Here is a 26,475-nt window from a genome sequence, read left to right on the forward strand (position 1 = left end):
TGCCCGAACCCTTACATCACGGCTTACGCCATTCGCGGGAATGATTTAAAGCATGGAAACACGCGCAGATCTTCTGATTGTCGGGGCTGGAATGGTGGGTAGCGCCCTTGCGCTGGCGTTGCAGGGCAGCGGCCTGAATATCGTGCTGCTCGACGGCAGTGCGATGAGTGTTACACCGTTCGATCCGCAGTCGGCATTTGAACCTCGGGTCAGTGCGTTGTCTGCCGCTAGTCAGCGCATTTTGGAACGCCTGAATGTTTGGGAAGGCATGGCCGCGCGGCGCGTTAGTCCCTATGGCGAGATGCAGGTGTGGGACGGCAGCGGCACTGGGCAAATCCATTTTTCGGCAGCCAGTGTGCACGCTGACGTACTCGGCCATATTGTCGAAAATCGCGTGGTTCAAGATGCACTATTGGAGCGGCTGCACGACAGCAATATTGGCCTTCTGGCCAACGCGCGGTTGGAACAGATGCGTCGTTCCGGGGACGATTGGCTGCTGACACTGGCTGACGGGCGTACCTTGCGCGCGCCGTTGGTGATCGCGGCAGATGGAGCCAATTCCGCGGTACGTCGCCTGACAGGCTGCGCCACTCGGGAATGGGATTACCTGCATCACGCCATCGTCACCAGCGTGCGCACCGCTGACACGCATCAGCAGACCGCTTGGCAGCGTTTCACCGATGAGGGGCCGCTGGCATTTCTGCCGTTGAAGCGCGAGGGCGAACATTGGTGCTCGATCGTTTGGTCCGTCACCCCGGCCGAAGCCGAACGCTTTATGGCGCTAAGCGATGAAGCGTTCTGTCGCTCGCTGGAAAAAGCGTTCGAAGGTCGTCTCGGTGAGGTGTTGAGTGCTGACCCACGGCTTTGCGTGCCGCTGCGCCAGCGGCATGCCAAACGCTACGTGGCTGAAGGCTTGGCGCTGATCGGCGATGCGGCGCACGTCATCCACCCGCTGGCCGGGCAGGGCGTCAATCTGGGTTTTCTTGATGCCGCCGTGTTGGCTGAGGTTCTGTTACATGCTGCTCATCGCGGTGAGCGCTTAGCCGATGTGCGGGTGCTTAGCCGTTACGAACGCCGCCGGATGCCGCATAACCTTGCGTTGATGGCCGCAATGGAAGGGTTGGAGCGTTTGTTCCAAGCTAATCCGTTGCCCTTGCGCTGGTTGCGCAACACCGGCCTCAAATGGGTCGACCGACTACCAGATGCTAAAGCTCTGTTTGTGCGTCAGGCGCTGGGGTTGACGGGTGATTTGCCTGCGTTAGCGCAGGTTTAAACAGTGAGTCGTGTGAGATCGAATCCACTTCAGAGGCATGTGGCTCGGTCTCTAAGGCATACCGCATCATGACATTCGTGCATGAATTTGCTCTCGCAGAGCAATTATTCGATTCAATGGTCCCGTGCGATATTCCGTAACGCCTCTGTTGTGAGTTTGGTTGAGATCGCAAAAGGTATTTCTTACCCTTTCGCCTCAATTCTGACACGAGGCCATGCCCATGCAGGTAAGCAAGCGTCTTCTATCGACCCTGATCCTGACAGTGCTCGCTAACAAGCCGCCGACGAGATTGTGGTGTGCTCATCGCGCATTGATGAGCTGATCAAGCCGGTATTTGATGCATACACCCTCGAAACTGGGGTCAGAATCAAATTCATTACGGACAAGGAAGCGTCTTTGATGCAGCGAATCAAGGCCGAAGGCGAAAACGCCACGGCTGATTTACTGCTGACCGTTGATGCCGGCAACCTGTGGCAGGCTGAGCAAATGGGTATTCTTCAGCCATTCACATCGCCCGGCGTCTGTCTCCAACCCCGGCGGTGCGCTCTGCGTTGAGTGCGGCCAACCTCGGTTATGCGCTGCCGGGATCGGTGCTGGCCGTGTCGATCATGTTGGGCTTTAGCTACCTGGATCGAGCGTGGGTCATTCCGTTGTCGACGGCGGTGGGAGGGGCCGGCAAACCCTTATTGCTGGGTAGTCTGTTTGCGCTTCTATTGGCCTATCTAGTGCGCTTCATTGCAGTGGCATACGCGCCGCTCAATGGCTGCCTGCCTCTATTGCTGCCTGGAGCCCTAAGCGCAGGATTGTTAGTGTTTGTAGATGTACTCAAAGAGATGCCTGCAACGTTGCTTATGCGTCCATTCGGATGGGATGCCTTGGCCGTCAGGATTTTCGAAATGACCAGCGAAGGCGAGTGGTCAAGGGCATCGTTGCCGGCCTTGACACTTGTGATAGTAGGGCTTCTACCAGTCATCGGTTTGATAAGGCGTTCAGCCCGTCAGATCGGCTAGGTGCGGGTCTATCACCATGCGGCTACAATGCGCCGCAATCGGTGCGGTCTGTCAGACTAATCGGGTGGTTGAATCTGTCTAAAGCTAATGTTTATAAGGCTTTCCCAGTGTCGCGCCGCTCCGCATCTTCGCCACGCCCGGAAGGAGAAACCCATGGGACAGCGTACGCCGCTCTTTGACATGCACCTCGCTCTTGGCGCAAAAATGGTCGACTTTGGCGGTTGGGACATGCCGTTGCATTACGGTTCACAGGTCGAGGAGCATCATCAGGTGCGCCGCGATTGTGGGGTATTTGACGTATCCCACATGACGGTTATCGATATAACTGGGAGTCAGGCAAAGGTCTGGCTTCAATATTTGCTCGCCAATGACGTCGGCCGTTTGCTCCTGCCAGGCCGAGCCCTCTATAGCGCGATGCTCAGTCCTGACGGTGGTGTAGTCGACGATATGATCGTCTACCTCACCGACAGCGGGTATCGTCTGGTCGTCAATGCCGCTACTGGCGCAAAGGATTTGGCCTGGATGCGCGCTAATGAGGCTGACTTCGATGTGCAACTGGTCAAACGCGATGATTTGGCAATGCTGGCTATTCAGGGACCCCACGCTCGGCACAAGATTGCCGAATTGGTTACCGGTGAGCGTGGCGCAATAATTCAACAACTGCGGCCTTTTGAAGGGTGCAGCGAGGGCGACTGGTTCATTGCCCGCACCGGTTATACCGGTGAAGACGGACTTGAAATCATCCTTCCGGTTGACCAAGCCTGTGGTTTTTTCAACGATTTGGTCGGCGCAGGTATTTCGCCTATTGGCTTGGGAGCCCGCGACACATTGCGTCTTGAGGCCGGTATGAACTTGTATGGCCAAGACATAGATGAACAGGTTTCACCTTTGGTGGCCAACATGGCATGGACTGTCGCCTGGGAGCCTGCCGGCCGCAACTTCATCGGCCGCAGTGCACTGGAAGCTGAGCGGGCCGCTGGGGTGAAATCAAAACTGGTCGGGCTGGTGTTGGAAGAACGCGGGGTTTTACGGGCGCATCAGGTGGTTAGAATCTCAAAAATTGGCGAAGGGGAGATCACCAGTGGTAGTTTCTCGCCTACGCTAAGCAAGTCGATTGCATTGGCTCGTGTGCCAATGGCAACCGCCGACCGTGCTGAAGTCGAGATCCGCGGCAAGTGGTATCCAGTTCGCGTGGTACAACCTAATTTCGTACGTCATGGCAAAGCCTTGATTTAACTTCTCTGGCGGGTTTTCCGCTGACCTGATGTAGAGGATGACTAAATGAGCAATATCCCCGCTGATCTGCGTTTTGCCGAGAGTCACGAATGGGCTCGCCTTGAAGCCGATGGCATGGTGACTGTTGGAATCTCCGACCATGCACAAGAAGCATTGGGCGACGTAGTATTCGTAGAGTTGCCAGAAATTGGCAAACTCTTCACCGCAGGCGACGCTGCTGGCGTGGTTGAGTCCGTCAAAGCCGCATCTGACATCTACTCGCCGCTGTCTGGCGAAGTAGTTGCAGTTAACGAAGAGCTGGGCAGTACCCCAGAGGCGCTGAATACTGCACCTTATGACTCGTGGATTTTCAAGCTCAAGCCAAGCAATACTGTGGAGCTGGAAAATCTAATGAATTCGGCTGCGTATAAGACTGCTATCGGCGAATAACGATTTCGATAGACGAAAAAGCCTCGACTAGTCGAGGCTTTTTCTTGAGTGCTGTTATGTAGCCGTTTCGGGTTATTTCTCGGCGACCAGATTTTTAGCCAAGATCGCGTTGGCCAGTTCCATGTCCGTCGCTTTCAAGCCCGGGTTGTCTGTACGCACTTGTTGCATGGCCGCTTCCAGAAACGGGCCGCGAATACCACCATCGCTGGCGACAAAACTATCGGCATCGTCTTGGGCCGCGACGATCAACTTACGGTCGTGTCTGAATGTTAGATACGTGGAGCCGGTTGTTGCGCCGGATGAGATTACATCGTGCCAAAAACCGTCGGCCATCGCGGACGCGACCGGGAGTGAAAGCAGAGCTAACGTGGCTACAGCGAACTTAAGACGCATGATGGGTAACTCCGACGTGGTTGTTCTGATGTGTTGGATTGCCCAAGCCATGTCGGAGTTCCGTAAGGCCCTCAGGAAGCCGCTTCAACTTTTAAAACGGCCCCGTCTTGACTGACTACTCTTACTTGGCTGCCTATCGGTAAGTCAGGGCCCACCACCATCCATACGCCATCATTGACCTTGATTTTTCCGCGCCCCCCGATGATTGCGCTTTGAACGATGAAGGTGCGCCCGATCAACTCCTGACCGCGCATGTTCAAACCCGGTTGATCCGACACCCTGATCGCGCTGCGTTGACGTTGCCACCAATACACTGCGGTTAGTACCGAGAGCACGGCGAACAGCACGAATTGAAGTGTCCAGGGCATTGCCGGAATCAGAAAACTAAGAATGCCCACGCCTGCCGCCGCTACGCCAATCCACAGCAAGTAGCCACCAGCGCCAAAAACTTCAAGAATCAATAAGACCGTGCCCAACCCCAGCCAATCCCAAAACGATAGGTGTTGCAGGTAGTCCCACATGGTCACGCCTTAGACTTTTTTGCTTTCAAAGGTGGCTTTGACAATCTCGCCAATTCCGCCGACCGCACCAATCACTTGGCTGGCTTCAAGCGGCATCAGGATAACTTTGCTGTTGTTGGCTGATGCCAACTTGCCTAAGGCATCAATGTATTTCTGTGCGACAAAATAATTGATCGCTTGCACGTTGCCAGACGCAATGGCTTCGGACACCACTTGTGTTGCCCGCGCTTCTGCTTCTGCTTGACGCTCACGGGCTTCGGATTCAAGGAAAGCCGCCTGACGACCGCCTTCAGCTTCAAGGATTTGTGCCTGCTTCTTGCCTTCGGCAGTCAAAATGGCCGACGCCCGAAGCCCTTCCGCTTCCAGAATTTGCGCGCGCTTGATCCGCTCGGCTTTCATCTGGCCAGACATCGCGGCCATCAGGTCCGCAGGTGGGCTGATGTCTTTGATTTCGATGCGGGTGATCTTGATGCCCCACGGCGCGGTCGCTTCATCGACAGTGCGCAGGAGTTTTTCGTTAATACCGTCGCGCTGGCTGAGCATCGCGTCGAGTTCCATAGAGCCCAATACAGTTCGGATATTGGTTTGCAGCAGATTACGAATTGCGTGCTCAAGGTTATTCACCTCATACGCCGCTTGTGCGGTATTGACCACTTGGAAGAAACATACCGCATCTATCTGCACCGTAGCGTTGTCAGCAGTGATGACTTCTTGTGGCGGGATATCGAGCACGCTTTCCATGACGTTGATCTTGCGGCCGATACGGTCCATCACCGGCACAATAATATTCAAGCCCGGTTTCAGCGTATTTGTGTAACGCCCGAAACGTTCAACCGTCCATTGATAGCCCTGTGGGACAACCTTGAAGCCCATGAACACGATGGCGATGGCCAACGCGACGAACAGTAAAAGCACACTACCGATTTGCATAACGGTTCCCTGTTTTGATGGTTAACGGGCATTTAGGCAGAAATACATGTTCAGGGGCGATTTAACTGAGCATAGATCTGCCACAAGATGTGGCAAACCCTCGCCATCGGTTACGCCAATTCACGGTAGGGGCTGCGAAAATCATTTTTGTTCGCTTTGCGGTGTCACCCGCAATACCTCTTCCAGGGTGGTCAGGCCTGACGAAACTTTTAGCGCGCCCGACAGCCGCAGGCTGCGCATGCCTTCCTTGAAAGCCTGGCGACGCATTGCTGTGATGTCTAGGTCGGCGGCAATAAGCGCTTTGACGTTATCGGACATCAGCATGATTTCGTAAACCCCGGCTCGGCCCCGATATCCTGTGTCTCGGCATTCTGCGCAACCCACTGCGCGATGAGCTCCGGTGGGCAATGGAGCTTGCCACGGTCGGGTGAGGGTCTGCCAATCAGTTTCTTCCAGTTCAATCGGCGCTTTGCAATGCGGACACAATGTCCGAACCAATCGCTGGGCCATAACGCCAAGAATCGTCGCCTTGAGCAGGTAATGAGGAACCCCTAGCTCAAGCAGGCGGCTGATGGCGCTGGGCGCGTCGTTGGTGTGTAAGGTCGATAGCACCAGGTGTCCGGTAAGGGCGGCCTGGATTGCCATTTCGGCGGTTTCGAGATCACGAATCTCGCCGATCATGATGATGTCAGGGTCTTGACGCATCAGTGCGCGAATGCCACTGGCAAAGGTCAGGTCGATGTTGTACTGAACTTGCATCTGATTGAACGCAGGTTCAACCATCTCAATGGGGTCTTCGATAGTGCAGAGATTGACCTCTGAAGTTGCCAGCTTTTTCAGCGTGGTGTACAGCGTGGTGGTTTTGCCTGATCCGGTGGGTCCGGTGACTAAAATGATGCCATTGGGCTGTTGCGTCATATCTTGCCAGCGGCGCAGGTCATCGCTGGAAAAACCTAACTCATCGAAATTTTTCAGCAGCACTTCCGGGTCGAAAATCCGCATTACCATCTTTTCGCCAAACGCCGTCGGCAGGGTCGACAACCGCAGTTCCACTTCGCCACCGTCCGGGGTAGTGGTTTTGACTCGGCCATCTTGTGGCTTACGTTTCTCGGCCACGTTCATCCGGCCCAGGCTTTTAAGGCGGCTGACGATGGCCATGGTCACTTGTGCCGGGAATTGATACACGTTGTGCAACACGCCATCGATGCGAAAGCGCACAGTGCCCTGCTCGCGGCGCGGCTCGATGTGGATGTCACTGGCGCGTTGCTGAAACGCGTATTGAAACAACCAATCCACGATATTGACGATGTGCGCGTCGTTGGCGTCGGGCTCCTGATCGCTGGCGCCTAGCTTAAGCAACTGTTCGAAGTTGCCCATACTGCTTAGTCGTTGATCGGTCGCGCTGGCTCCGCTGACGGATTTCGCCAGCCTGAAAAACTCCACAGTCAGTCGCTGAATGTCTACCGGATTGGCGATCACGCGCTTGATGGGCAGCTTTAAGACATGAGCTAAATCTGCTTCCCACGCACTGACATGGGGCTGGGCGCTAGCGATGGTCACGGCTTCGCGATCCACGGCCACGGCAAGAATCTTGTGCCGCTGGGCGAAGGCGTAGGACATCAACGGCGTGACCGCCGCCACATTGATCTTCAGCGGGTCGATTCGCATGTAAGGCTGCCCTGATTGCTGGGCGAGCCAAGCAGTAAGGGTTTCCAGGTCAAGTTTTTTTCCGGGACGCTGCAGGTTATCGAACTGCTGCGCTGCGAGAAACTCCAGCGGATGCAGCTGAAGATTCACGGTAGTGCGACGCAGTTTTACAGCGTCCTCTGCACAGTTCTGGTCGGTAAAACCTTGAGCAATCAAGTCGTGCAGTAGATCGTTTAAATCCAGCGGACGGTCTGGGTTCACTGAGGCGAGGACAGACATTCGGGCTCCTTGGGACAGTCTTTGCTCTGACCGGTAAACGGCTAGATAAGAGTAGTCCGCGGCGCGGCGCCTGCGATACCTGAACCGAGTATAAAGGTTACGAAAGTTTGTTCTGGAATCAACCGGTGGTAAGGGCGATACATGCTGGAAGGAGCGCGCTTGCCCGCAATGAAGCGCGAAGCGGTCATAGCAGGCCGCCCGGCTTCAAACTGAAGAATAAAGTGGCTGGTTCTACGACTGCTGCGCAGCCGATCGCGGGCGAGCTACTCCAGATGTTCCCTGTTTGCTGTGCCAGCGCGGCGTCGAAGACGTAGCCGCCCCTTCAACAGGACATTCGAAAATGTTATAGGCGCAACAGTGTTTTCCACGCGCGGCTCTGGAATACCACTACAGTCTGTTGCACCCGAGCATCCAGAACTTCATCGCTGATGGGCTGATGGGCCAGTTGCTCAAGCTTGTTCAGCTCGCCGTAGAGACGGTCCAATTCAGGCAGGTTCAGCGAGCCGCGTGCCAAATGCAGCCAAGCCTGAATGCGCTCTATACGCGGCAGTTGTTCTGCCAAGTCCTCTGGCTGTTGCTGATAGCGACCCAATTGTAACGAAGTCGCTTCTTCCGCCAGAAGGCGAGGCACCCAGTTGGCCAGTTGTGCGTCGCCTTGGCGATTGCCACGGGTATTGCGGTCAGCGGTCCAACTACGGGCCAACAGCCAGCGCGACGTGTTTAAAGAAAATACTCCCCAACGGGTGTCTTGCAGTTCTTCGGCAAATTGTTCGTGCGCGGCGTTACGTACATCGGGATCGTCCTGACCGGCTTGAACCAGTGGGCGCCAATCTTCAAGCAACGCATCCAATGAAACGCGCATCTCATGCGTCGAGGTCCGGGGCGCGGCTTGACCGAGGCTCCCGGTCAATGCGCGCAATTCGGAGAGCAGCGCCACCCAGTCCTGCAACAAACGCCAATGGCCGTTGAAACGATATTGTTCGGCAAGACGCTGGCTGCTACCCAACAAATGCCAGGCTAGTGCGCAATAGGCGTCGTCCAGTGGCATCTCTGCGGTCAGTTCCGGCACTGGCAGGCTCAGTGAATAGCTGTCGGCGTCAAACAGTCGATAACCGCGCTCAGCTTTGCTGATATCACATGGCATCAGTGCAAGCGTGGCGGCCAGTTCTGCGGCCAGCTCCAGCAGAGCTGCGGGTTCGCCATCACGCAGTTCGAGTTCCAGTTCGCAGATTTCTTCCTGCTGCTTGCCCGCGACGACTTTGCCGAAATCCAGCGCCGCTTCAATCACGACTTTAGCTTTGCCACGACCCCATGCGATTTCTGCGCGCTCGCGAATGAAATCGGTGGTAAATACCGGTTTGATGGTTTTCTTGTCCAGCTCGGCCAGCTGTTCTGGCCAGCATTCGCCGTCGAGTTTCTTCAGGTCGAGCTTGGCCTTGGGAATGTCCCAGTTGTATTCATTGCGCTCCGACAGTCCGGCAATGCTCTGACCACGAGTTTTCATCGTCTGAATAATCGCGTCGCCATCTTTGCGTATGCGCAAAGCCACTTTGGCGGTCGCCAGATCGCGCTCCGGGGTATCGAAATACTGGTTGAACAGCTCAAGCCGCTCCCAACCGCTTTTGTTGCGTTTTTTTAATAACGGATGCTCGCGCAATGCAGCGAGGGTTTCGCGGCTGACGCGGAGTTTGATTTCAGTTTCTTTCTGCATGGCCGGAAATCCAAGCTAATCGCTAATAACGGGAGTGCAGCCTTCAATTACGCGGCTGCCAAGGCCGAGCAGTGTACAGGACATGAGTAGTCACGGTTTATTAGTGGGGCGCGATAGCCCTATGATGGACAGAATGTCGCACCGCTTTTAGGAGACCCTGTATGCGCTTACCGACCATGAAAGAACAATTCGCCGCCATGATCGCTACGCCTTCGGTGAGTTGCACTCAGCCCGCACTGGATCAGTCCAACCGCGCCGTGATCGATCTTTTGGCGACATGGTTGGGCGATTTAGGGTTTGCCTGCGACATTCAGCAAGTAAGCCCCGGTAAGTTTAATTTGCTGGCAAGTTTCGGCGGCGGACCGGGTGGCCTGGTGTTGGCCGGGCACAGCGACACCGTGCCGTTCGATGAGGCGTTGTGGAAAACCGATCCGCTGAAGCTCACTGAAGTCGATGGCCGTTGGGTAGGGCTGGGCAGTTGCGACATGAAAGGTTTTTTCGCGTTGGTCATCGAAGCGATTCAGCCGTTGCTGGATAAACCGTTCAAACAACCGTTGCTGATCCTTGCCACTTGCGACGAAGAAAGCTCCATGGCTGGAGCGCGCGCATTGGCTGAGGCCGGTCGTCCGCTGGGCCGTGCGGCGGTGATTGGTGAGCCAACCGGGTTGAAGCCAATTCGTCTGCACAAAGGCGTGATGATGGAGCGTATTAATATTGTCGGGCGCAGCGGTCACTCCTCGGACCCAAGCCTGGGCCATAGCGCACTAGAAGCGATGTACGACGCCATCACTGAGTTAAAACGCTTACGCCGGCAATGGCAGCTCGACTACCGTAATCCGCAGTTCAGCGTTCCCGGCCCGACCTTGAACTTCGGTTGCATTCATGGGGGCGACAACCCTAATCGAATTTGTGGTCAATGCTCGCTAGAGTTCGACTTGCGGCCTTTGCCCGGCATGGACCCGCAAGTGTTGCGCGCCGCGATCCTCCAGAAGTTGCAACCGCTGGCCGAGCAGCATCAGGTACAGATTGACTACGCACCACTTTTCCCAGAGGCGCCGCCGTTCGAGCAAGACGCTGATGCAGAACTGGTACGCGTCGCGGAGCGATTAACCGGTCACAGGGCTGAAGCAGTAGCGTTTGGCACCGAAGCGCCTTATCTTCAGCGCCTTGGTTGCGAGACGCTGGTGCTGGGTCCAGGTGATATCGCCTGCGCTCATCAGCCCGGTGAGCACCTTGAAATGTCACGCTTGGAGCCTACGGTGCTGTTACTGCGGCAGTTGGTTGACTACTATTGCTTGAAATCGGTGGCCGCTCAGTGAGTCCGGCCGCCGCCGAAAGGCCTTTAACCAGAAGGAGAGTGCGCGTGTTGCCATGCCTGTTCCGACGATAACCACCACAAGGCTGTGTGTGTTCTTACGCTTTCGTCCAATTTTTACAGGCTCTTCACGTTATGCACGACTACGTTAACTGGCTTCGCCACGCTTCGCCGTACATCAATGCTCATCGCGATTGCACCTTCGTTGTTATGCTCCCCGGCGATGGCGTCGCACACCCTAATTTCGGCAATATCGTCCATGACTTGGTGCTGTTGCACAGCTTGGGCGTGCGATTGGTATTGGTCCATGGTTCGCGCCCGCAAATAGAAAGCCGCCTTGCGGCGCGCGGCCTGACGCCGCATTTTCATCGTGATTTACGCATTACCAATGCCGCCACGCTGGAATGTGTCATCGACGCGGTTGGCCATTTGCGTATTGCCATTGAAGCCCGTCTGTCCATGGACCTGGCGGCGTCCCCGATGCAGGGCTCTCGACTGCGGGTGACCAGCGGAAATTTTGTCACAGCAAGGCCCTTTGGCGTGGTTGAAGGCGTGGATTACCACCACACCGGCGAAGTGCGCCGGGTGGATCGTAAGGGTATCAACCGCTTGCTCGACGAGCGCTCCATTGTGTTGCTGTCGCCGCTGGGCTATTCGCCAACGGGCGAGATTTTTAACATCGCCTGTGAAGACGTTGCCACCCGGGCTGCGATTGATCTGGGTGCTGATAAACTGCTGCTGTTCGGTGCCGAACGTGGGCTGTTGGATGAGCAGGGTCGTTTGGTACGTGAACTGCGTCCGCAGCAGGTTCCCGCGCACATGCAGCGTTTAGGCAGTAACTATCAGGCTGAGTTGTTGGGTGCGGCTGCTGAAGCGTGTCGCGGCGGGGTTGGCCGTAGCCACATCGTCAGCTACGTCGAAGACGGTGCGCTGCTGACAGAGTTGTTTACCCGCGACGGCGGCGGCACATTGGTCGCGCAGGAGCAGTTCGAGCAGGTGCGCGAGGCAGCGATTGAAGACGTCGGTGGTTTGCTGGACCTGATCAGCCCGTTGGAAGAGCAAGGGATTCTAGTCCGTCGTTCGCGGGAAGTCTTGGAGCGCGAGATTGAGCAATTCAGCGTGGTTGAACGCGAAGGCTTAATCATTGCTTGTGCCGCCCTGTATCAGATCGCCGACTCAGACGCGGGTGAGCTGGCCTGCCTAGCCGTTAACCCAGAGTACCGCCACGGCGGTCGCGGCGATGTGCTGTTGGAGCGGATTGAATTACGTGCGCGGGAACAGGGTCTCAAAACCCTGTTTGTACTCACTACTCGAACAGCGCATTGGTTCCGTGAGCGCGGATTTGAGCCTAGCAGTGTCGATCGACTGCCCAGCGCCAGGGCTTCGCTCTACAACTATCAACGCAACTCGAAGATATTCGAAAAAGCGTTGTAGGTTTTTCAGAGATCACTTCGCCAATAGCAGCCCACTGGGTGGCGATATAGCAGGCGGCGCGGTTTCTAAATGACTGCGCCGTTTCCTTCCCAAATAACTGAATTCAGTCCCAAAAACTCTTTTATTTCAGTTATTAATCGCCAAAATGCTCGCTTGATACGAACCAACGAACGTATCAAAATCAACAGTTTCTTCGATTTTTTCCAGCTTTGCCTGTTCGGCAATTGAGGTGTGGGCCAACGTTTCGAAGTGGGCCTGATCTTCGACGCTCAGCGGTTCGCTGCGGAAATACTCCGCGTGCACTTGGCTCTGGCGGAACGAAAATGCGGTAAAGCCTTCCGAGTGGCTGGTCATGCTCGCCAACACTTGTGCCGATGGAGTCAGCGCCGGGTCGTTGACCTTTATTAGCTGTGAAGCCAGGGACTTGGAGTGTTCGTCGCCACCATAGCTTTGATCGAGTAACTGCGCCAATGGAGCGATTTTTTCCAGCAGCTCCGTTGCCCATGCTTTCAGGCCGATGGTGCTGTCATTGCGGCGCAGTTCGAGACCTGGGCGACGACCGTCCTTGACCACGGTCAAGAAGTTCGAGCCTGCGTTGGTGCACTCGTTGTCAGTCAGTTGAGGGCTGTCCTGTAGCGCGCAATACAGCACAAACGCATCAATGAACCGCGCTTGTTGCAAGTCGATACCCAAAGGCAAGAACGGGTTAATATCCAGGCAGCGAACTTCAACGTATTGCACGCCACGGGCCATCAACGCCTGAATTGGCCGTTCGCCCGAGTGCGTCACGCGTTTCGGACGGATATTGGAGTAGTACTCGTTTTCGATCTGCAGAATGTTCGTGTTGAGCTGGATCCATTCACCGTCCTTGCTGGTACCAATCTCGACATAAGGCGCGTACGGAGTGCCTACCGCCTTACGCAAGCTGTCGATATAGCTGGTCAAATCGTTGTAGCACGGTGTTAATCCTGCTTGAGCGTTACTCTGGTAGCCCAAATCGCTCATGCGCAAGCTGGTGGCGTACGGGAGGAATAAAGTGTCGGCGTCCCATTGTTCCAGTTGATGTGAACGGCCACGCAAAAAGCCTGCGTCCAAGGCCGGGGATGCGCCAAACAGGTACATCAATAGCCAACTGTAGCGGCGGAAGTTACGGATCAGAGCGATATAGGACGACGATTGAAAGTCGCGGTCCGTGCCGACAAAGTCCTCAGCCTGGCGAAGCACAGGCCAAAGTTTTTCCGGCAGCGAAAAGTTGTAGTGAATCCCCGCAATGCATTGCATCGCTTTGCCGTATCTCAAGGCAAGGCCTTTGCGATAGACGTACTTGAGTTGACCGATGTTTGACGTACCGTAGTAGGCAATCGGAATATCTTCTTCAGCCGGCAATGGACAAGGCATTGACGGGCTCCACAGGTATTCGGCACCGAGTTTACTGTAGGCGTAGCGATGGATCTTGTCCAGACTGTTCAGTGTGTCAGCCGGGTCAGCCAGTGCCGGAGTGATGAACTCTAACAATGACTCGGAGTAGTCGGTGGTGATTTGCTCGTTGGTCAGCGCGGCACCCAATGCTTCAGGGTGTGGGGTCTGTGCCAAGCGTGCCTGGTCGGTTACGCGCAAGCATTCACGCTCAATACCGTGTAGGCACTGCTCCAGCAAGGAGAGGTGAGTAGGCTCGCTAAGCAAAGCCAGGCGGCGGTTGAGAAGTTCGCTCAAGTTGGATTCCTTCACGCGTCAGTCGCCCCAATATGGGGGTGGGTATGACCATCTACAAGGGTGAAGAGAAGAACTGATGTCTTCGCCTGGTTGTGGTTTGGAACGCCGAAGCCCCATTGCAAGATTCGTCGCACAGCAAACAGTTAATTTCGACACTGTTACGCAGTGTCGAAATTAACTCAAATCCACGCTCGACAGCTAGATGACGGCAAATGTGCCCTGCGCTTTAGCGATCAATTTATCGCCTTGGACCACTTCTGCTTCGACTACCAGCGTGCGTCGCCCGGCGTGAAGCACCTTGGCGATACAGAGCACCTCGCCTTCGGAAACCGAACGCACATAGTTGATTTTGCATTCGATGGTCACGCTTTGTTGATCGAAACCGTGGGAGCTGGAACACGCTAGCCCCATGGTGATATCGACCAAGCTGAAGATTGCTCCACCGTGCATTACGTTGCCGCGATTGCGCAGATGAGGCTCTAGCGGCAACGCGACGTGCGCAACACCGTGGTCCAAAAGAGCCAATCGGCAGCCGAGCGTATTAAAAAATGCACTTTGGGTGAGACCTTCCGGGATATCCATCAGCGCTTCTTCAACTGCTTGGCGTTGGCGAACAAAGACGCCATGGCATTGCTGGCCGGAATCGCGGCGGTCGGAGCCTCTTTGCGCGGGCTACTTTGTTGCGAGCGCGGAGCCGAACCGGGACGTGCGCCTCGTGCGCCATCAATTTTCTCGCCGGGGGTATCACCCATGCGCATCGAGAGCCCAACCCGTTTACGCGGTATGTCAATTTCCATGACCTTGACCTTCACCACATCGCCAGCTTTCACTGCTTCACGGGGGTCTTTGATGAACTTCTCCGACAACGCCGATATGTGCACCAAGCCATCTTGATGGACGCCGATATCGACGAAGGCGCCAAAGTTGGTCACGTTGGTGACCACTCCCTCAAGGATCATGCCCAACTCCAGATCCTTGAGTTCTTCGACGCCGTCCTGGAACTCGGCGGTTTTGAACTCGGGACGCGGGTCACGGCCTGGTTTTTCTAGCTCTTGCAGAATGTCGGTCACGGTTGGCAAGCCGAAGGTTTCATCGGTGTATTTTTTCGGATCCAGACGCTTGAGGAAGCTGGCGTCTCCAATCAGCGAGCGGATATCGCGGTCGGTTTCAGCGGCAATACGCTTCACCAGCGGATAAGCTTCCGGGTGAACGGCGGAGGAATCCAGCGGATTATCACCGTTCATGACACGCAGGAACCCGGCAGCTTGCTCATATGTTTTTTCGCCAAGACGGCTGACTTTCTTCAGCGCGGCGCGGGTCTTGAACGCCCCGTTTTCATCGCGGTGGGCGACAATATTTTGTGCCAACGTAAAGTTGAGGCCAGAAATACGTGCCAGCAAGGCCACAGACGCGGTATTCACATCGACACCGACGGCATTCACGCAGTCCTCAACCACTGCATCCAGACCACGGGCCAGTTTTAGCTGCGATACATCGTGCTGGTATTGGCCGACGCCGATGGATTTCGGATCGATTTTCACCAGCTCAGCCAGCGGGTCTTGCAAGCGCCGGGCGATCGACACCGCGCCACGAATGGTCACGTCCAGGTCAGGGAACTCTTTGGCAGCCAGTTCTGAGGCGGAATACACCGAAGCGCCGGCTTCTGAGACCATCACCTTGGTCATTTTCAAGCCTGGGTATTTCTTGATCAGTTCGGCGGCCAGTTTATCTGTTTCCCGGCTGGCGGTGCCGTTACCGATGGCGATCAAGTCCACGGCGTGTTTAGCACACAGGGCGGCCAATACGGCAATGGTTTGATCCCACTGGTTCTTAGGTACGTGGGGATAAACCGTGGCGTAATCCAGCAACTTGCCGGTTGCATCAACCACCGCCACTTTGCAGCCGGTGCGCAAACCAGGGTCGAGGCCCAATGTGGCGCGGGGGCCGGCGGGCGCGGCCAACAGCAAGTCGTGCAAGTTGTGCGCGAATACGTTGATGGCTTCGGTTTCTGCGCCTTCGCGTAGCTCGCCGAGCAAATCGGTTTCCAAGTGGGTATAGAGCTTGACCTTCCAGGTCCAACGCACCACTTCGGCCAGCCACTTATCAGCAGGGCGATTCTGGTTTTGCAGTCCGAAACGTTCGCTGATCATCATTTCGCACGGGTGCATGGCGCCTGGCAGCTCTTCGCCAACCTTCAGCGAGGAACTGAGAAAACCTTCGTTACGACCGCGGAAAATAGCCAAGGCGCGATGCGATGGCATGCTTTTTAGCGGCTCGTCGTGTTCGAAGTAGTCGCGGAATTTCGCGCCTTCTTCTTCTTTGCCAGCCACCACCCGAGCACTGATCACCGATTCCTGCTTAAGAAAGCTGCGCAGCTTGTCGAGCAAATGGGCGTCTTCGGCAAAACGCTCCATCAGAATGTATTTGGCGCCTTCGAGTGCAGCCTTCGCATCAGTCACGCCTTTTTCGGCATTGACGAAACGGGCAGCTTCGCTTTCAGGGGTCAGGCTCGGGTCGTTGAACAGTCCATCGGCCAATTCGCCTAGGCCCGCTTCCAGAGCGATTTGGCCCTTGGTGCGGCGTTTTTGTTTATAGGGCAGATACAAGTCTTCAAGGCGAGTTTTGGTGTCAGCAAGTTTAATATCGCGAGCCAGCTCGGGGGTTAGTTTTCCTTGCTCTTCAATGCTGGCGAGAATGCTGATGCGTCGCTCGTCGAGTTCACGCAGATAGCGCAGGCGCTCTTCCAGATGACGTAATTGAGTGTCATCAAGACTGCCGGTTACTTCTTTGCGGTAGCGAGAGATGAAGGGCACTGTTGAACCTTCATCGAGCAGAGCGACGGCCGCTGCGACCTGCTGTGGACGTACACCGAGTTCCTCGGCGATGCGGCTGTTGATGCTGTCCATAAAACCACCTAGCAAATTGTGAACAAAAAATATACGACTGTTTACAAGCAGCGTCGGCCAGAGTGCCTGACTTCGCGGCGGCGCATTATACCCGGCGATCTGCGATAAAGGGGATTGGCGCCTCTAACGGGCGTTGGGTGTAACAGTTACTGGCGGTTCAAGTAAAATCTGCTAACAATGCTTACAGTACGTAACTCGGCGGCTACGCCATAATGCGCGCCGAGATCAAAGGAGCATCTAATGAGCAGCATTGCACAAACTGCTGAAGGGGAAAAAATCCTCATTGTTGACGACGACCCAGGGTTAAGCAGCCTGCTAGAGCGCTTTTTTACGAGCAAAGGGTATCGCGCCCGTGCTGTAGCTAACGTCGAGCAAATGGATCGCCTGCTGGCTCGGGAGGTTTTTCACCTTGTCGTACTTGATTTGATGCTGCCCGGCGAAGATGGGCTATCTGCCTGCCGCCGTTTGCGTGCTGCCAACAATCAAGTGCCGATTATCATGTTAACTGCCAAGGGCGATGAGTTGAGCCGTATCCGCGGCCTGGAGCTGGGTGCGGACGATTACCTGTCCAAGCCATTCAACCCCGATGAGCTTATGGCGAGAGTCAAGGCTGTGCTTCGTCGTCAGACCACACCCGTACCTGGCGCGCCCGGCAGTGAAGACGAGTCCGTCACATTTGGTGATTACGAGCTGTCACTGGCAACTCGCGAGCTCAAACGCGGCACCGAAGTGCATATGCTGACGACGGGTGAATTCGCCGTGCTCAAGGCTTTGGTCATGCATGCACGCGAGCCACTGACCCGCGACAAATTAATGAATTTGGCTCGTGGTCGTGAGTGGGATGCGCTGGAGCGCTCCATTGACGTACAAATTTCACGCTTGCGTCGCTTGATCGAGCCGGACCCTTCCAAGCCTCGCTATATCCAGACAGTATGGGGTGTGGGTTACGTATTCGTTCCCGATGGTACTGGAAACAAGTGATCTGCATTTTGTAGGAGTGAGCTGTTAAGCGCGCCGATCCTCGCCCCGACAGTCGATAGCCCATTGTGGGATATCGGCTGGTTTGGTGCGGGCGTTCACGCGACTGGCGCTGTTCGCGATTCACCATTTATGCGAGCCTGACTCGCACCTGCAAAGTGTGTAGCTACTGCCATGAAAACGCCGCTCTGGTTCCCGCAAAGCTTCTTCTCTCGCACCCTATGGCTGGTGCTGATTGTCGTCCTGTTTTCCAAAGCACTGACCTTGGTTTATCTGCTGATGAACGAAGACGTGCTGGTCGACAGACAATACAGCCACGGTGTCGCACTGACGTTACGTGCCTATTGGGCTGCTGATGAGCAAGACCGCTCGGCAATTGCCGAAGCTGCGGGGCTAATCCGCGTGGTTGGCGGTGGGGTACCGGAGGGCGAGCAACATTGGCCTTACAGTGAGATATATCAACGGCAAATGCAGGCTGAGCTAGGTGCAGACACTGAGGTGCGCTTGCGCGTGCATGCGCCACCGGCACTTTGGGTTCGAGCGCCCAGCCTAGGGGACGGTTGGCTCAAAGTGCCGTTGTACCCGCATCCGTTACGCGGTCAGAAGATCTGGAGCGTACTTGGCTGGTTCCTAGCCATTGGTTTGTTATCCACTGCGTCGGCGTGGATTTTCGTGAGGCAGCTTAATCAACCGCTTAAGCGTTTGGTGTTCGCCGCCCGCCAGCTCGGCCAGGGACGTAGCGTACGTTTGCCGATTAGCGATACGCCCAGTGAGATGGCCGAGGTATATCGCGCGTTCAACCAAATGGCCGAAGACGTTGAACAGGCCGGGCAAGAGCGGGAATTGATGTTGGCTGGAGTTTCTCATGACCTGCGCACACCTCTGACTCGTTTACGTCTGTCGCTGGAGTTGATGACTGATGAAAACGAGCTAACGGAGGGTATGGTTCGCGATATCGAAGACATGGATGCGATTCTCGATCAATTCCTGGCGTTCATTCGCGATGGTCGCGATGAAAAAATCGAAGAAGTCGACTTGGGTGATTTAGTGCGGGAGGTGGTAGCTCCCTTCAACCATCCCGTGGAGCAAATTCGATTATGTCTGGAACCAATACCGCCTTTTCCGCTACGCCGAGTTTCGCTTAAGCGGTTGTTGAACAACTTGATTGGTAACGCGATGCATCACGCGGGCAATGGGATCGAAGTCGCCGCTTATGTATCTGGAGATGCCAGTGCGCCTTACGTAGTGCTGAGTGTCCTGGATCGCGGTATGGGTATTGATCCATCCGAGCTGGAGATCATCTTCAATCCCTTTATTCGTGGCGACCGGGCGCGTAGTGGAAAAGGTACCGGGTTGGGATTAGCGATCGTCAAGCGAATTGCCGCCATGCATGGCGGCAACGTAGAGCTCCGAAATCGATCCGGAGGCGGCCTTGAAGCCCGTGTGCGTTTGCCTCTGGGATTGATGTTGCCAAGGGGGGCGGTTTAGCTGAAGTGTGTAAGACGAATACCCTGTAGGGCCTATCAACCCTTCCCTCTGGTCCGCGTCATGTGCGGGCCGCTGTTCTTTTCCAGATACTCCATGATCATCCCGGCCACGTCTTTGTTGGTGGTGGTTTCGATGCCTTCCAGCCCCGGTGATGAGTTCACCTCCATAACCAGAGGACCGTGATTGGAGCGCAGGATATCCACGCCGGCGACGCTCAAGCCCATCACCTTGGCTGCACGAATGGCTGTCATGCGTTCTTCAGGTGTGATCTTGATCAGGCTAGCGCTGCCACCCCGGTGTAGGTTTGAGCGAAACTCTCCGGGCTTGGCCTGACGCTTCATCGACGCAATAACTTTGTCGCCCACGACAAAACAGCGAATATCGGCGCCGCCTGCTTCCTTGATGTACTCCTGGACCATAATGTCTTGCTTAAGGCCCATGAACGCTTCAATCACCGACTCAGCAGCAGTCGCCGTTTCACATAGCACCACGCCAATACCTTGGGTGCCCTCTAAGACTTTGATGACCAACGGAGCGCCATTGACCATGCGGATCAAGTCTGGAATGTCGTCGGGTGAGTGAGCAAACCCGGTGACGGGCAAACCAACGCCTCGGCGTGAAAGCAATTGCAACGAACGCAACTTATCCCGCGAGCGAGCAATAGCTACTGATTCGTTCAGCGGGAATACGCCCATCATTTCAAACTGGCGCAGCACCGCGCAGCCATAAAACGTTACCGAGGCACCGATTCGCGGGATCACTGCATCGAAATCCTCTAATGGCTTGCCGCGATAGTGGATTTGCGGCTTATGACTGGCGATGTTCATGTATGCGCGCAGGGTGTCGATCACCACCATTTCATGGCCGCGGGCGGTACCTGCTTCGACCAAGCGTCGTGTGGAATACAGACGCGGGTTACGCGACAGCACAGCGATCTTCATGCAACACCTGTGACAGAAGTAATAGATGCCGGAAATACCGGCTTTTCTTGAACGTATGTAGCGCCCGGATTAACTACCAAATGGCCGTCGATAAGGGCTTTGGAACCAAGCAACAAGCGATAGCGCATGGCTTTGCGGCAAGCCAGTGTAAATTCCACAGGCCATACCCGATCACCCAGCGCCAGCGTGGTTCGGATTACGTAGCGGACCTGCGTATGCCCGTTAGAACTTTTTATGGTTTTCATCGCGACCAACAGCGCTTCGCAACGGCGATGGCGTAGCTGAACCACGGTGCCTAGGTGCGCGTTGAAGCGTACCCATTTTTGGCCATCGCGTTCGAAAGGTTCGATTTCAGTCGCGTGAAGGCTTGATGTACTCGCCCCGGTGTCGATTTTTGCGCGCAAGCCGGCCACGCCTAGATGGGGCAGCGCTACCCACTCGCGAAGGCCGACGACTGTCAAATGATCAAATATTTTCAAAGCGATCCCGAATGTTTCAAACAGTCTGCCAGGCGCCAGGATTTATCTGGGCTAAAGCTTTGAATGCAGGCTTGGCGAACAAGTAGCCCTGCATGAGAAATATTCCGCAGTCGGCCAAAAAATTGCGCTCTTCGGCATGCTCGATGCCTTCAGCGATGACTGCAACACCTAACTCTTCACACATTATGACAACGCCTCGAACAATAGCCTGACGGGCGCGATCCAAATGAATATCCCTAACCAGTGCCATGTCGAGTTTAATCAAGTCCGGTTGAAAATCTGCCAGCAATGTCAGCCCTGAGTAGCCGGCACCGAAGTCATCAATGGCCGTCTTGAAGCCAAACTCCTGATATTCGCGCAGAATGTTGGTCAAATGATGATTGTTATCCAAATGCTCACTTTCAACGGTTTCGAAAATCAGTTGGCTCAAGGGGAAGTTGTGCGCCTTGGCTGATTCCAACGTGCTGCGAATACACAGCTCTGGCCGGTATACCGCGTTGGGTAGAAAATTGATCGACAGGTGCTCGCGCATTCCCAATCGCGCTGCTCCAGCAATCGCTTCAGTACGACATCGTTGGTCGAAGCGGTAGCGATTTTGGGCATTGACTTGGCTCAAAATCGACAGGGCACCTTCGCCATGGGTACCGCGTACCAAGGCCTCATGAGCGAACACCGACCGATCACGCAAGTCGACGATGGGTTGGTAGGCAAATGCAAAGTCGAAATCCAGTTCGATGCTGTTCTGGCAGCCTTCGCATTTAACTTTAGGATGGGTGAGCGAGATCGGAAATTCAGTCACGTAGCATTCCTGCGCCAAGGGAGCCGTCGATAGAGAGGGCATTCTAGTCCCATGATCGGTTTGACGCCTGCTATACGTGACGTAGTAAAGTTCGGACCGTTGCTTATTAAGGAATCCCAATGGCACAAAAACAGGAAGAGGATGACAAAGTCAGGCTGGACAAATGGCTATGGGCTGCGCGTTTTTTTAAAACACGAGCATTGGCCAAGGCCGCGATTGAAAGCGGTAAAGTCCACTGGCGTGGCGAACGATGCAAGCCAGGCAAGGAGCCACGTGTAGGTGACGAGTTCCAAATCCGCGCAGGGTTTGATGAGCGTACGGTGATCATTCAGGCGCTATCGGCAGTACGGCGAGGCGCCTCTGAGGCGCAAACTCTGTACACCGAAACCCCGGAAAGCGTCCAAAAGCGTGAAAACGCCGTGGCCATGCGCAAGGCGGGCAGCATTGGCATCAGCACCGAAGGGCGGCCCACCAAGAAGCAACGTCGACAGCTTCATCAGTTTCGTGGTTCAGGTGACGACTAATAACCCCAGTCGGTTGAAAATCGTACGGCAGCTCTGTGTCTAACGCTTTTTTCAATAGGGTGTGAATGATCATCGACGTCAGCGAACCAAACCGACGATTATGTATAACAGTCACATAATGGCGACTGTCCAGATTTAGAGCCACACTGAATTGTCTGCCGGTGAGCTACTCAGCAATTGACGTTGTTCATAAAATACGCCCCATCGGCATGATTACAGCGGAAAAAATGTTAGTTGTCAGGCGGCGTTTTTTAGGCGCTCGTCATTACCTTGCCATCACTTCAGATACCTTTTCTCATGCATGATTTTCCGGATATTGATTACACACAGCGTTTCATTTTTGATGAAAGCGACGTTCGCGGAGAGCTGGTAACGCTTGAGCGCAGCTATGCCGAGGTGCTGGCCAAGCACCCGTATCCCGAACCCGTCGCACAGTTGCTGGGTGAAATGCTCGCGGCTGCTTCGCTGCTGGTGGGTACGCTGAAATTTGATGGTTTGTTGGTGCTACAGGCCAATTCCAGCGGTGCCGTACCCATGTTGATGGTCGAATGCTCAAGTGACCGTGAGATACGTGGTATAGCTCGCTACGAGGAAGACCAGATCGTGTCGGGTGCCGGGCTTCGCGACCTGATGCCGGATGGCATTCTTACGTTGACCATCGATCCGCGTCAGGGCAAACGCTACCAGGGTGCCGTGGCGTTGGACGGTGCTGATTTGTCCGAAAGCCTGACGTCATATTTCGCCCTGTCCGAGCAGTTGGGAACGCGTTTTTGGCTCAGCGCGGACGGCTCCCGTGCGCGTGGCCTGCTGTTGCAGCAATTGCCCGCTGACCGTTTAACCGATCCGGAAGATCGCGATGCCAGTTGGCAACATGTTACGGCGCTGGCCGGAACTCTGACCGCTGAAGAGCTACTCAGTTTGGATAATGAGACCGTGTTGCACCGTTTGTTCCATGAAGATGCAGTACGCATGTTTGACATCCAGCCTCTGCAGTTCCGTTGTAGCTGTTCCCGCGAGCGTTCGGCCAATGCCTTGGTGAGCCTCGGTGAAGAAGATGCGCAGCAACTGGTGATCGAGCATCACGGCGCCATTGAAATCGACTGCCAGTTCTGCAATCAGCGTTACCTATTTGATGCCACTGACGTGGCGCAGATATTTGCCGGTGGCGGTGTGGATTCACCCTCTAATACGCGGCATTAAGTGGGGCAGAATGTACCTGAAATGCCCGTAGGGTCGCGTTATTGCCGTTCTGACCGGAGGGTTCTACCTTTTTTAAGCAGTTCTGGCATAATCCGGCCCACTTTTTCCGCTGTAGTAGTGTCAGAATTTCTACTACAAAATGTTTGGAGCACCGGCCTGGGCCGACGGGGAACCTCATGACGCAAGCTAATAATGCCGTATACACCGATCTCAGCATCGATGATCTGGTTAAAGAAGCCTTGAACCGCGGTGAAGGCGAGCTTTCCGATACTGGCGCGCTGGTCGTGAAAACAGGCCATCGAACTGGCCGCTCGCCGGTTGACCGTTTTATTGTTGAGGAGCCAAGCACTCAGGACGCTATCGCTTGGGGCCCGATCAACCGTAAATTTCCGGCTGACAAGTTTGACGCACTGTGGAATCGGGTTGCAGCTTTCCTCGGTGAGCGCGAAAGCTTCGTCTCTCACGTCCATGTAGGTTCCGATCCGGCGCACTACCTGGCGGTCAAAATGACCACGGGTACTGCATGGCACAACCTGTTCGGGCGTTGCCTGTTCATTAACCCGGAAAAGTACAACCCTGCCGCTAAAACTGAATGGCAAGTAATCAACGCTCCAGAGTTCGTCTGCGAGCCTGAGCGTGACGGCACCAATTCCGACGGTACCGTGATCCTCAACTTTGCCGCCAAGAAAGTGCTGATCGCCGGCATGCGTTACGCCGGTGAAATGAAGAAGGCATTGTTCTCGGTACAGAATTTTCTGCTGCCAGCGGTTGACGTGCTGCCGATGCACTGCGCCGCCAACATGGGTGAAGACGGCGACGTCACGTTGTTCTTTGGCCTGTCTGGCACCGGCAAAACCACCCTTTCCGCTGATGAAAGCCGTTACCTCATTGGCGACGACGAACATGGCTGGGGCGTAGGTGTTGTGTTTAACATCGAAGGCGGTTGCTATGCCAAGTGCATCGACCTCTCCGAGAAGAACGAGCCTGTCATCTGGAAAGCTATTCAGCACGGCGCCGTGCTGGAAAACGTAATCATTGACCCGGTGACCAAGAAAGCTGACTACGCCGATGACAGCCTTACTCAGAACAGCCGCGCCGCGTACCCGCGTGAACTGATCGAGAAGCGCGCGCCGCAAAACCTCGGGGGCGAGCCGAACGCGGTGATCTTCCTGACCTGCGACCTGACCGGGGTGTTGCCACCGGTCTCAATTCTCAGTGAAGAGCAAGCGGCCTACCACTTCCTGTCAGGCTATACCGCACTGGTCGGCTCCACGGAAATGGGGTCAGGCAGCGGCATCAAGTCGACCTTCTCAACCTGCTTTGGCGCACCGTTCTTTCCACGTCCGGCGGGTGAATACGCTGAACTGCTGATCAAACGTATTCGTGGCTTCGGTTCGAAGGTTTATCTGGTTAACACCGGATGGACGGGTGGCGGCTACGGTGTTGGCAAGCGCTTCAACATCCCGACAACTCGCGGCGTCATTGCAGCCATCCAGAGTGGTGCATTGATCGGCGCAGAAACTGAACACCTCGCCACTGTAAACCTCGACGTACCGAAGCTGGTACCCGGTGTAGACACCGGTCTCCTCAATCCACGCAACACTTGGGCAGACAAAGCGGCTTATGACGAAGCCGCTAATGCACTAGCCGGGCTGTTTGTTGAGAATTTTAAGAAGTTCGATGTGAGTGACTCGATCAAGGCGGCCGGTCCAAAAGTGGTTTAAGAGTTGTATAAATAAAAAAACCGCCCTCCAGAGGGCGGTTTTTTTTGCAGAGTTCTGGGTCTGGCTTTTGTGCTACAGGTGCAGATTTCTAAACGAATCAGTGAAGATTTTTGTAGGTGTCATTAGTGGCGCTTAGGCTGCCTGCAAGCCCTTTTGCTGGCTGGAATTGGTCGCCTTCAATCGCCGTGAAGTGCACGCCGTGAGACCCGAACGTTACAAGCCGTTGATCTCTTTCCTGCTCGGTAAGCACGGTGTAGGACTGCTTGCGCATCGCTACATAATATTGTTCACCGCGCACGATAGCGTCGTGAAAATTAGCAATCTCGGCGGCGCCCAAGTTCAATTTTTTATCCAACTTGACACCCCAGCGCGTTAAGCATTTTTCAGCAAAATGCCTGACGATCCTACCGGGTTCGTGCAATACCTTCGGCCCTTCTGATCCATTTACTGCCGCGTTACCTACAAGCGTTGCGTGGCGGCCTGCCATTGGATAGATGTGAACGTTAGTGGAGGAATGGGTTGTCGGAATGACGCAGGAGAAACCTTTGGAGCGTTCGTCCCTGGCATAAAAGCCAACGTACTCCGAAACATTGCTACCCAATGTCACTTTTTCACCTTGGAAATTCAGCGCACCAGGTACGGGGTCCACAGCAAAAATATTAACCTTGATGTGTTTCAACTCGCTGTCTGCCAACATCGCATTAGCAAGCATGTGGCAGCTTACGCCGCCGCGACTCCACCCCACCAGATTGACCTGAGTGGGTATGATTGAACCCTTGCGGAAAATGTTGATTATTTGTTCCTGTATATTTTGTGGCGTGACCTTTCGGTCGCCGTAGTTGTACTTTCTCCATAAATACGTTCCTGTAATTTTGACCTCGTCAATTGGAATGCCTGCGGCCTTTAACGTTTTATAGTTTGCTTCCGTTAGTTGCGTGCGCTGCCAATCGCACTTTCCTTTAATCATGTGCAGTGCATGAGAAACGTTCTCATGCCAGCCTTTGCCGAAGAGGGTGCCTGACAGGCCGTACTCTTTAGATTTGGTAAACATTTCATCGGCTTGTAGGTTACCGCTTCCGGGCCCGTCAATAACAGTCCAGTCGGCAAACTCCCTGCCTGCATTGTTATTAGCGAGCGTCGATATCAACTCGCCGTCCCAAAAATTTTTATTGATAGAGTCAAATTTGTTTGAGCCTGTACCGCAGAAATAAACAGTGAAAATAGTCATTTTGTTGTCTCGCTGTATGTGGATTGAACGGCGAGAATAAACAAATTTAGTTCGGTGTAATGTTGAGGTGTATTACTGAATATTTTAATGAGATATCAAAGGGATTTTTTTTATTTAGTCTGTAGGATCTAACGGCTTTTAGGCGCAGTACCCACGATGCTTATTGAGAGGCTGCGCTACTGTTAGTGTATGTATCGGTGTTTAACTACTCAGCGCCTTGGACTAAACCCGTTAGCGGCACTGCAAAAGCGCTCCTCCTTTGCGGCATTCGCGCCGTTAATGGAGCCGTTTCTGTGGTTGATGGGGGTAGCGTCTAT

Annotated in this window: 22 protein-coding genes and 2 pseudogenes; 12 read left to right on the forward strand and 12 right to left on the reverse strand. The window is 54.8% G+C overall.

The features are described from left to right. Positions 1-52: 52 nt before the first annotated feature. The 5 genes and pseudogenes from QN378_RS10950 to gcvH all read left to right on the forward strand — a co-directional run bounded on the left by QN378_RS10950 (position 53) and on the right by gcvH (position 3,948). On the forward strand, positions 53-1,273 hold the full coding sequence (locus tag QN378_RS10950) for a 2-octaprenyl-3-methyl-6-methoxy-1,4-benzoquinol hydroxylase (RefSeq protein ID WP_322205778.1): 1,221 nt from the start codon (positions 53-55) through the stop codon (positions 1,271-1,273). 220 nt (positions 1,274-1,493) lie between these two features. After that, positions 1,494-1,786, forward strand: a pseudogene (locus QN378_RS10955) (iron ABC transporter substrate-binding protein); the annotation flags it as partial. After that, positions 1,786-2,283, forward strand: a pseudogene (locus tag QN378_RS10960) (iron ABC transporter permease); the annotation flags it as partial. The pseudogenes QN378_RS10955 and QN378_RS10960, both read left to right, overlap by 1 nt. Positions 2,284-2,436: 153 nt before the next feature. After that, complete coding sequence (gcvT, locus tag QN378_RS10965; RefSeq protein ID WP_323546866.1) at positions 2,437-3,519, forward strand: glycine cleavage system aminomethyltransferase GcvT; 1,083 nt, start codon at positions 2,437-2,439, stop codon at positions 3,517-3,519. A gap of 45 nt (positions 3,520-3,564) precedes the next feature. Continuing rightward, positions 3,565-3,948, forward strand: coding sequence for a glycine cleavage system protein GcvH (gcvH, locus tag QN378_RS10970; protein ID WP_322205776.1), 384 nt, complete (start codon positions 3,565-3,567; stop codon positions 3,946-3,948). A 72-nt stretch (positions 3,949-4,020) separates the two neighbouring features. Here the strand turns inward: gcvH and QN378_RS10975 are convergent, their stop codons facing one another. From QN378_RS10975 to QN378_RS10995, 5 genes are all read right to left on the reverse strand, one after another. Next, a complete protein-coding gene (locus tag QN378_RS10975) occupies positions 4,021-4,341 on the reverse strand; it encodes a DUF2388 domain-containing protein (RefSeq protein WP_322206956.1) in 321 nt (106 codons plus the stop codon). A 71-nt stretch (positions 4,342-4,412) separates the two neighbouring features. Further along, the gene (locus tag QN378_RS10980; protein WP_322205775.1) at positions 4,413-4,862 is read right to left on the reverse strand and encodes an NfeD family protein; all 450 of its coding nucleotides are present in this window, start codon (positions 4,860-4,862) and stop codon (positions 4,413-4,415) included. A 9-nt stretch (positions 4,863-4,871) separates the two neighbouring features. Continuing rightward, positions 4,872-5,792 (reverse strand): SPFH domain-containing protein, encoded by a 921-nt coding sequence (locus tag QN378_RS10985; protein WP_322166567.1) that lies wholly within the window; start codon positions 5,790-5,792, stop codon positions 4,872-4,874. A gap of 141 nt (positions 5,793-5,933) precedes the next feature. Continuing rightward, on the reverse strand, positions 5,934-7,718 hold the full coding sequence (locus tag QN378_RS10990) for a GspE/PulE family protein (protein ID WP_323546863.1): 1,785 nt from the start codon (positions 7,716-7,718) through the stop codon (positions 5,934-5,936). Between the two features lie 343 nt (positions 7,719-8,061). Then, positions 8,062-9,429 (reverse strand): inorganic triphosphatase, encoded by a 1,368-nt coding sequence (locus QN378_RS10995; RefSeq protein ID WP_322205773.1) that lies wholly within the window; start codon positions 9,427-9,429, stop codon positions 8,062-8,064. 161 nt (positions 9,430-9,590) lie between these two features. Between QN378_RS10995 and argE the strand changes: the two genes are divergently transcribed. Then, positions 9,591-10,748, forward strand: coding sequence for an acetylornithine deacetylase (gene argE / locus QN378_RS11000; protein WP_323546861.1), 1,158 nt, complete (start codon positions 9,591-9,593; stop codon positions 10,746-10,748). Positions 10,749-10,879: 131 nt separating this feature from the next. Next, positions 10,880-12,178, forward strand: a complete 1,299-nt coding sequence (gene argA / locus QN378_RS11005) for an amino-acid N-acetyltransferase (RefSeq protein ID WP_322205771.1) — start codon at positions 10,880-10,882, stop codon at positions 12,176-12,178. Positions 12,179-12,304: 126 nt separating this feature from the next. Here the strand turns inward: argA and gshA are convergent, their stop codons facing one another. The 3 genes from gshA to QN378_RS11020 all read right to left on the reverse strand — a co-directional run bounded on the left by gshA (position 12,305) and on the right by QN378_RS11020 (position 16,797). Then, positions 12,305-13,891, reverse strand: coding sequence for a glutamate--cysteine ligase (gene gshA / locus QN378_RS11010; RefSeq protein ID WP_322205770.1), 1,587 nt, complete (start codon positions 13,889-13,891; stop codon positions 12,305-12,307). A gap of 198 nt (positions 13,892-14,089) precedes the next feature. Beyond that, positions 14,090-14,473, reverse strand: a complete 384-nt coding sequence (locus QN378_RS11015) for a PaaI family thioesterase (protein ID WP_322205769.1) — start codon at positions 14,471-14,473, stop codon at positions 14,090-14,092. After that, positions 14,473-16,797 (reverse strand): Tex family protein, encoded by a 2,325-nt coding sequence (locus QN378_RS11020; RefSeq protein ID WP_322205768.1) that lies wholly within the window; start codon positions 16,795-16,797, stop codon positions 14,473-14,475. Before QN378_RS11020 ends, QN378_RS11015 begins: the two co-directional genes overlap by 1 nt. Before the next feature lie 240 nt (positions 16,798-17,037). On the opposite strand from QN378_RS11020, the gene ompR reads away from it, so the two are divergent. Together ompR and QN378_RS11030 are read left to right on the forward strand one after the other, a co-directional pair. Then, positions 17,038-17,778, forward strand: coding sequence for a two-component system response regulator OmpR (gene ompR, locus QN378_RS11025; RefSeq protein WP_322205767.1), 741 nt, complete (start codon positions 17,038-17,040; stop codon positions 17,776-17,778). A 171-nt stretch (positions 17,779-17,949) separates the two neighbouring features. After that, positions 17,950-19,263 carry an ATP-binding protein gene (locus QN378_RS11030; RefSeq protein ID WP_322205766.1) on the forward strand — a complete coding sequence of 438 codons (1,314 nt, stop codon included), beginning with the start codon at positions 17,950-17,952 and terminating at the stop codon, positions 19,261-19,263. Between the two features lie 35 nt (positions 19,264-19,298). On the opposite strand, the gene rimK is transcribed toward QN378_RS11030, so the two are convergent. Genes rimK through QN378_RS11045 form a run of 3 tightly spaced genes read right to left on the reverse strand, consistent with a single transcriptional unit; the run spans position 19,299 to position 21,482 of the window. Beyond that, the gene (gene rimK, locus QN378_RS11035) at positions 19,299-20,204 is read right to left on the reverse strand and encodes a 30S ribosomal protein S6--L-glutamate ligase (RefSeq protein ID WP_322205765.1); all 906 of its coding nucleotides are present in this window, start codon (positions 20,202-20,204) and stop codon (positions 19,299-19,301) included. Next, a complete protein-coding gene (locus QN378_RS11040; protein WP_322205764.1) occupies positions 20,201-20,683 on the reverse strand; it encodes an ATP-dependent zinc protease in 483 nt (160 codons plus the stop codon). The genes rimK and QN378_RS11040 overlap by 4 nt, the downstream gene beginning before the upstream one ends. Before the next feature lie 16 nt (positions 20,684-20,699). Next, positions 20,700-21,482: an EAL domain-containing protein gene (locus QN378_RS11045; protein ID WP_322205763.1), complete on the reverse strand. Its 783-nt coding sequence runs from the start codon at positions 21,480-21,482 to the stop codon at positions 20,700-20,702. 119 nt (positions 21,483-21,601) lie between these two features. Between QN378_RS11045 and QN378_RS11050 the strand changes: the two genes are divergently transcribed. The 3 genes from QN378_RS11050 to QN378_RS11060 all read left to right on the forward strand — a co-directional run bounded on the left by QN378_RS11050 (position 21,602) and on the right by QN378_RS11060 (position 24,930). Beyond that, positions 21,602-22,006 carry an RNA-binding S4 domain-containing protein gene (locus QN378_RS11050; RefSeq protein ID WP_322205762.1) on the forward strand — a complete coding sequence of 135 codons (405 nt, stop codon included), beginning with the start codon at positions 21,602-21,604 and terminating at the stop codon, positions 22,004-22,006. Between the two features lie 297 nt (positions 22,007-22,303). After that, positions 22,304-23,206, forward strand: coding sequence for an Hsp33 family molecular chaperone HslO (gene hslO, locus QN378_RS11055; protein WP_322205761.1), 903 nt, complete (start codon positions 22,304-22,306; stop codon positions 23,204-23,206). A gap of 176 nt (positions 23,207-23,382) precedes the next feature. After that, positions 23,383-24,930: a phosphoenolpyruvate carboxykinase gene (locus QN378_RS11060; RefSeq protein WP_322205760.1), complete on the forward strand. Its 1,548-nt coding sequence runs from the start codon at positions 23,383-23,385 to the stop codon at positions 24,928-24,930. Positions 24,931-25,027: 97 nt separating this feature from the next. Here QN378_RS11060 and QN378_RS11065 read toward each other — a convergent pair whose 3' ends face one another. Further along, on the reverse strand, positions 25,028-26,158 hold the full coding sequence (locus tag QN378_RS11065) for a hypothetical protein (RefSeq protein WP_322205759.1): 1,131 nt from the start codon (positions 26,156-26,158) through the stop codon (positions 25,028-25,030). Positions 26,159-26,475: the final 317 nt, after the last annotated feature.

The sequence above is a fragment of the Pseudomonas sp. 10S5 genome (genome assembly GCF_035019745.1).
In the GTDB taxonomy this organism is placed as follows: Bacteria; Pseudomonadota; Gammaproteobacteria; order Pseudomonadales; family Pseudomonadaceae; genus Aquipseudomonas.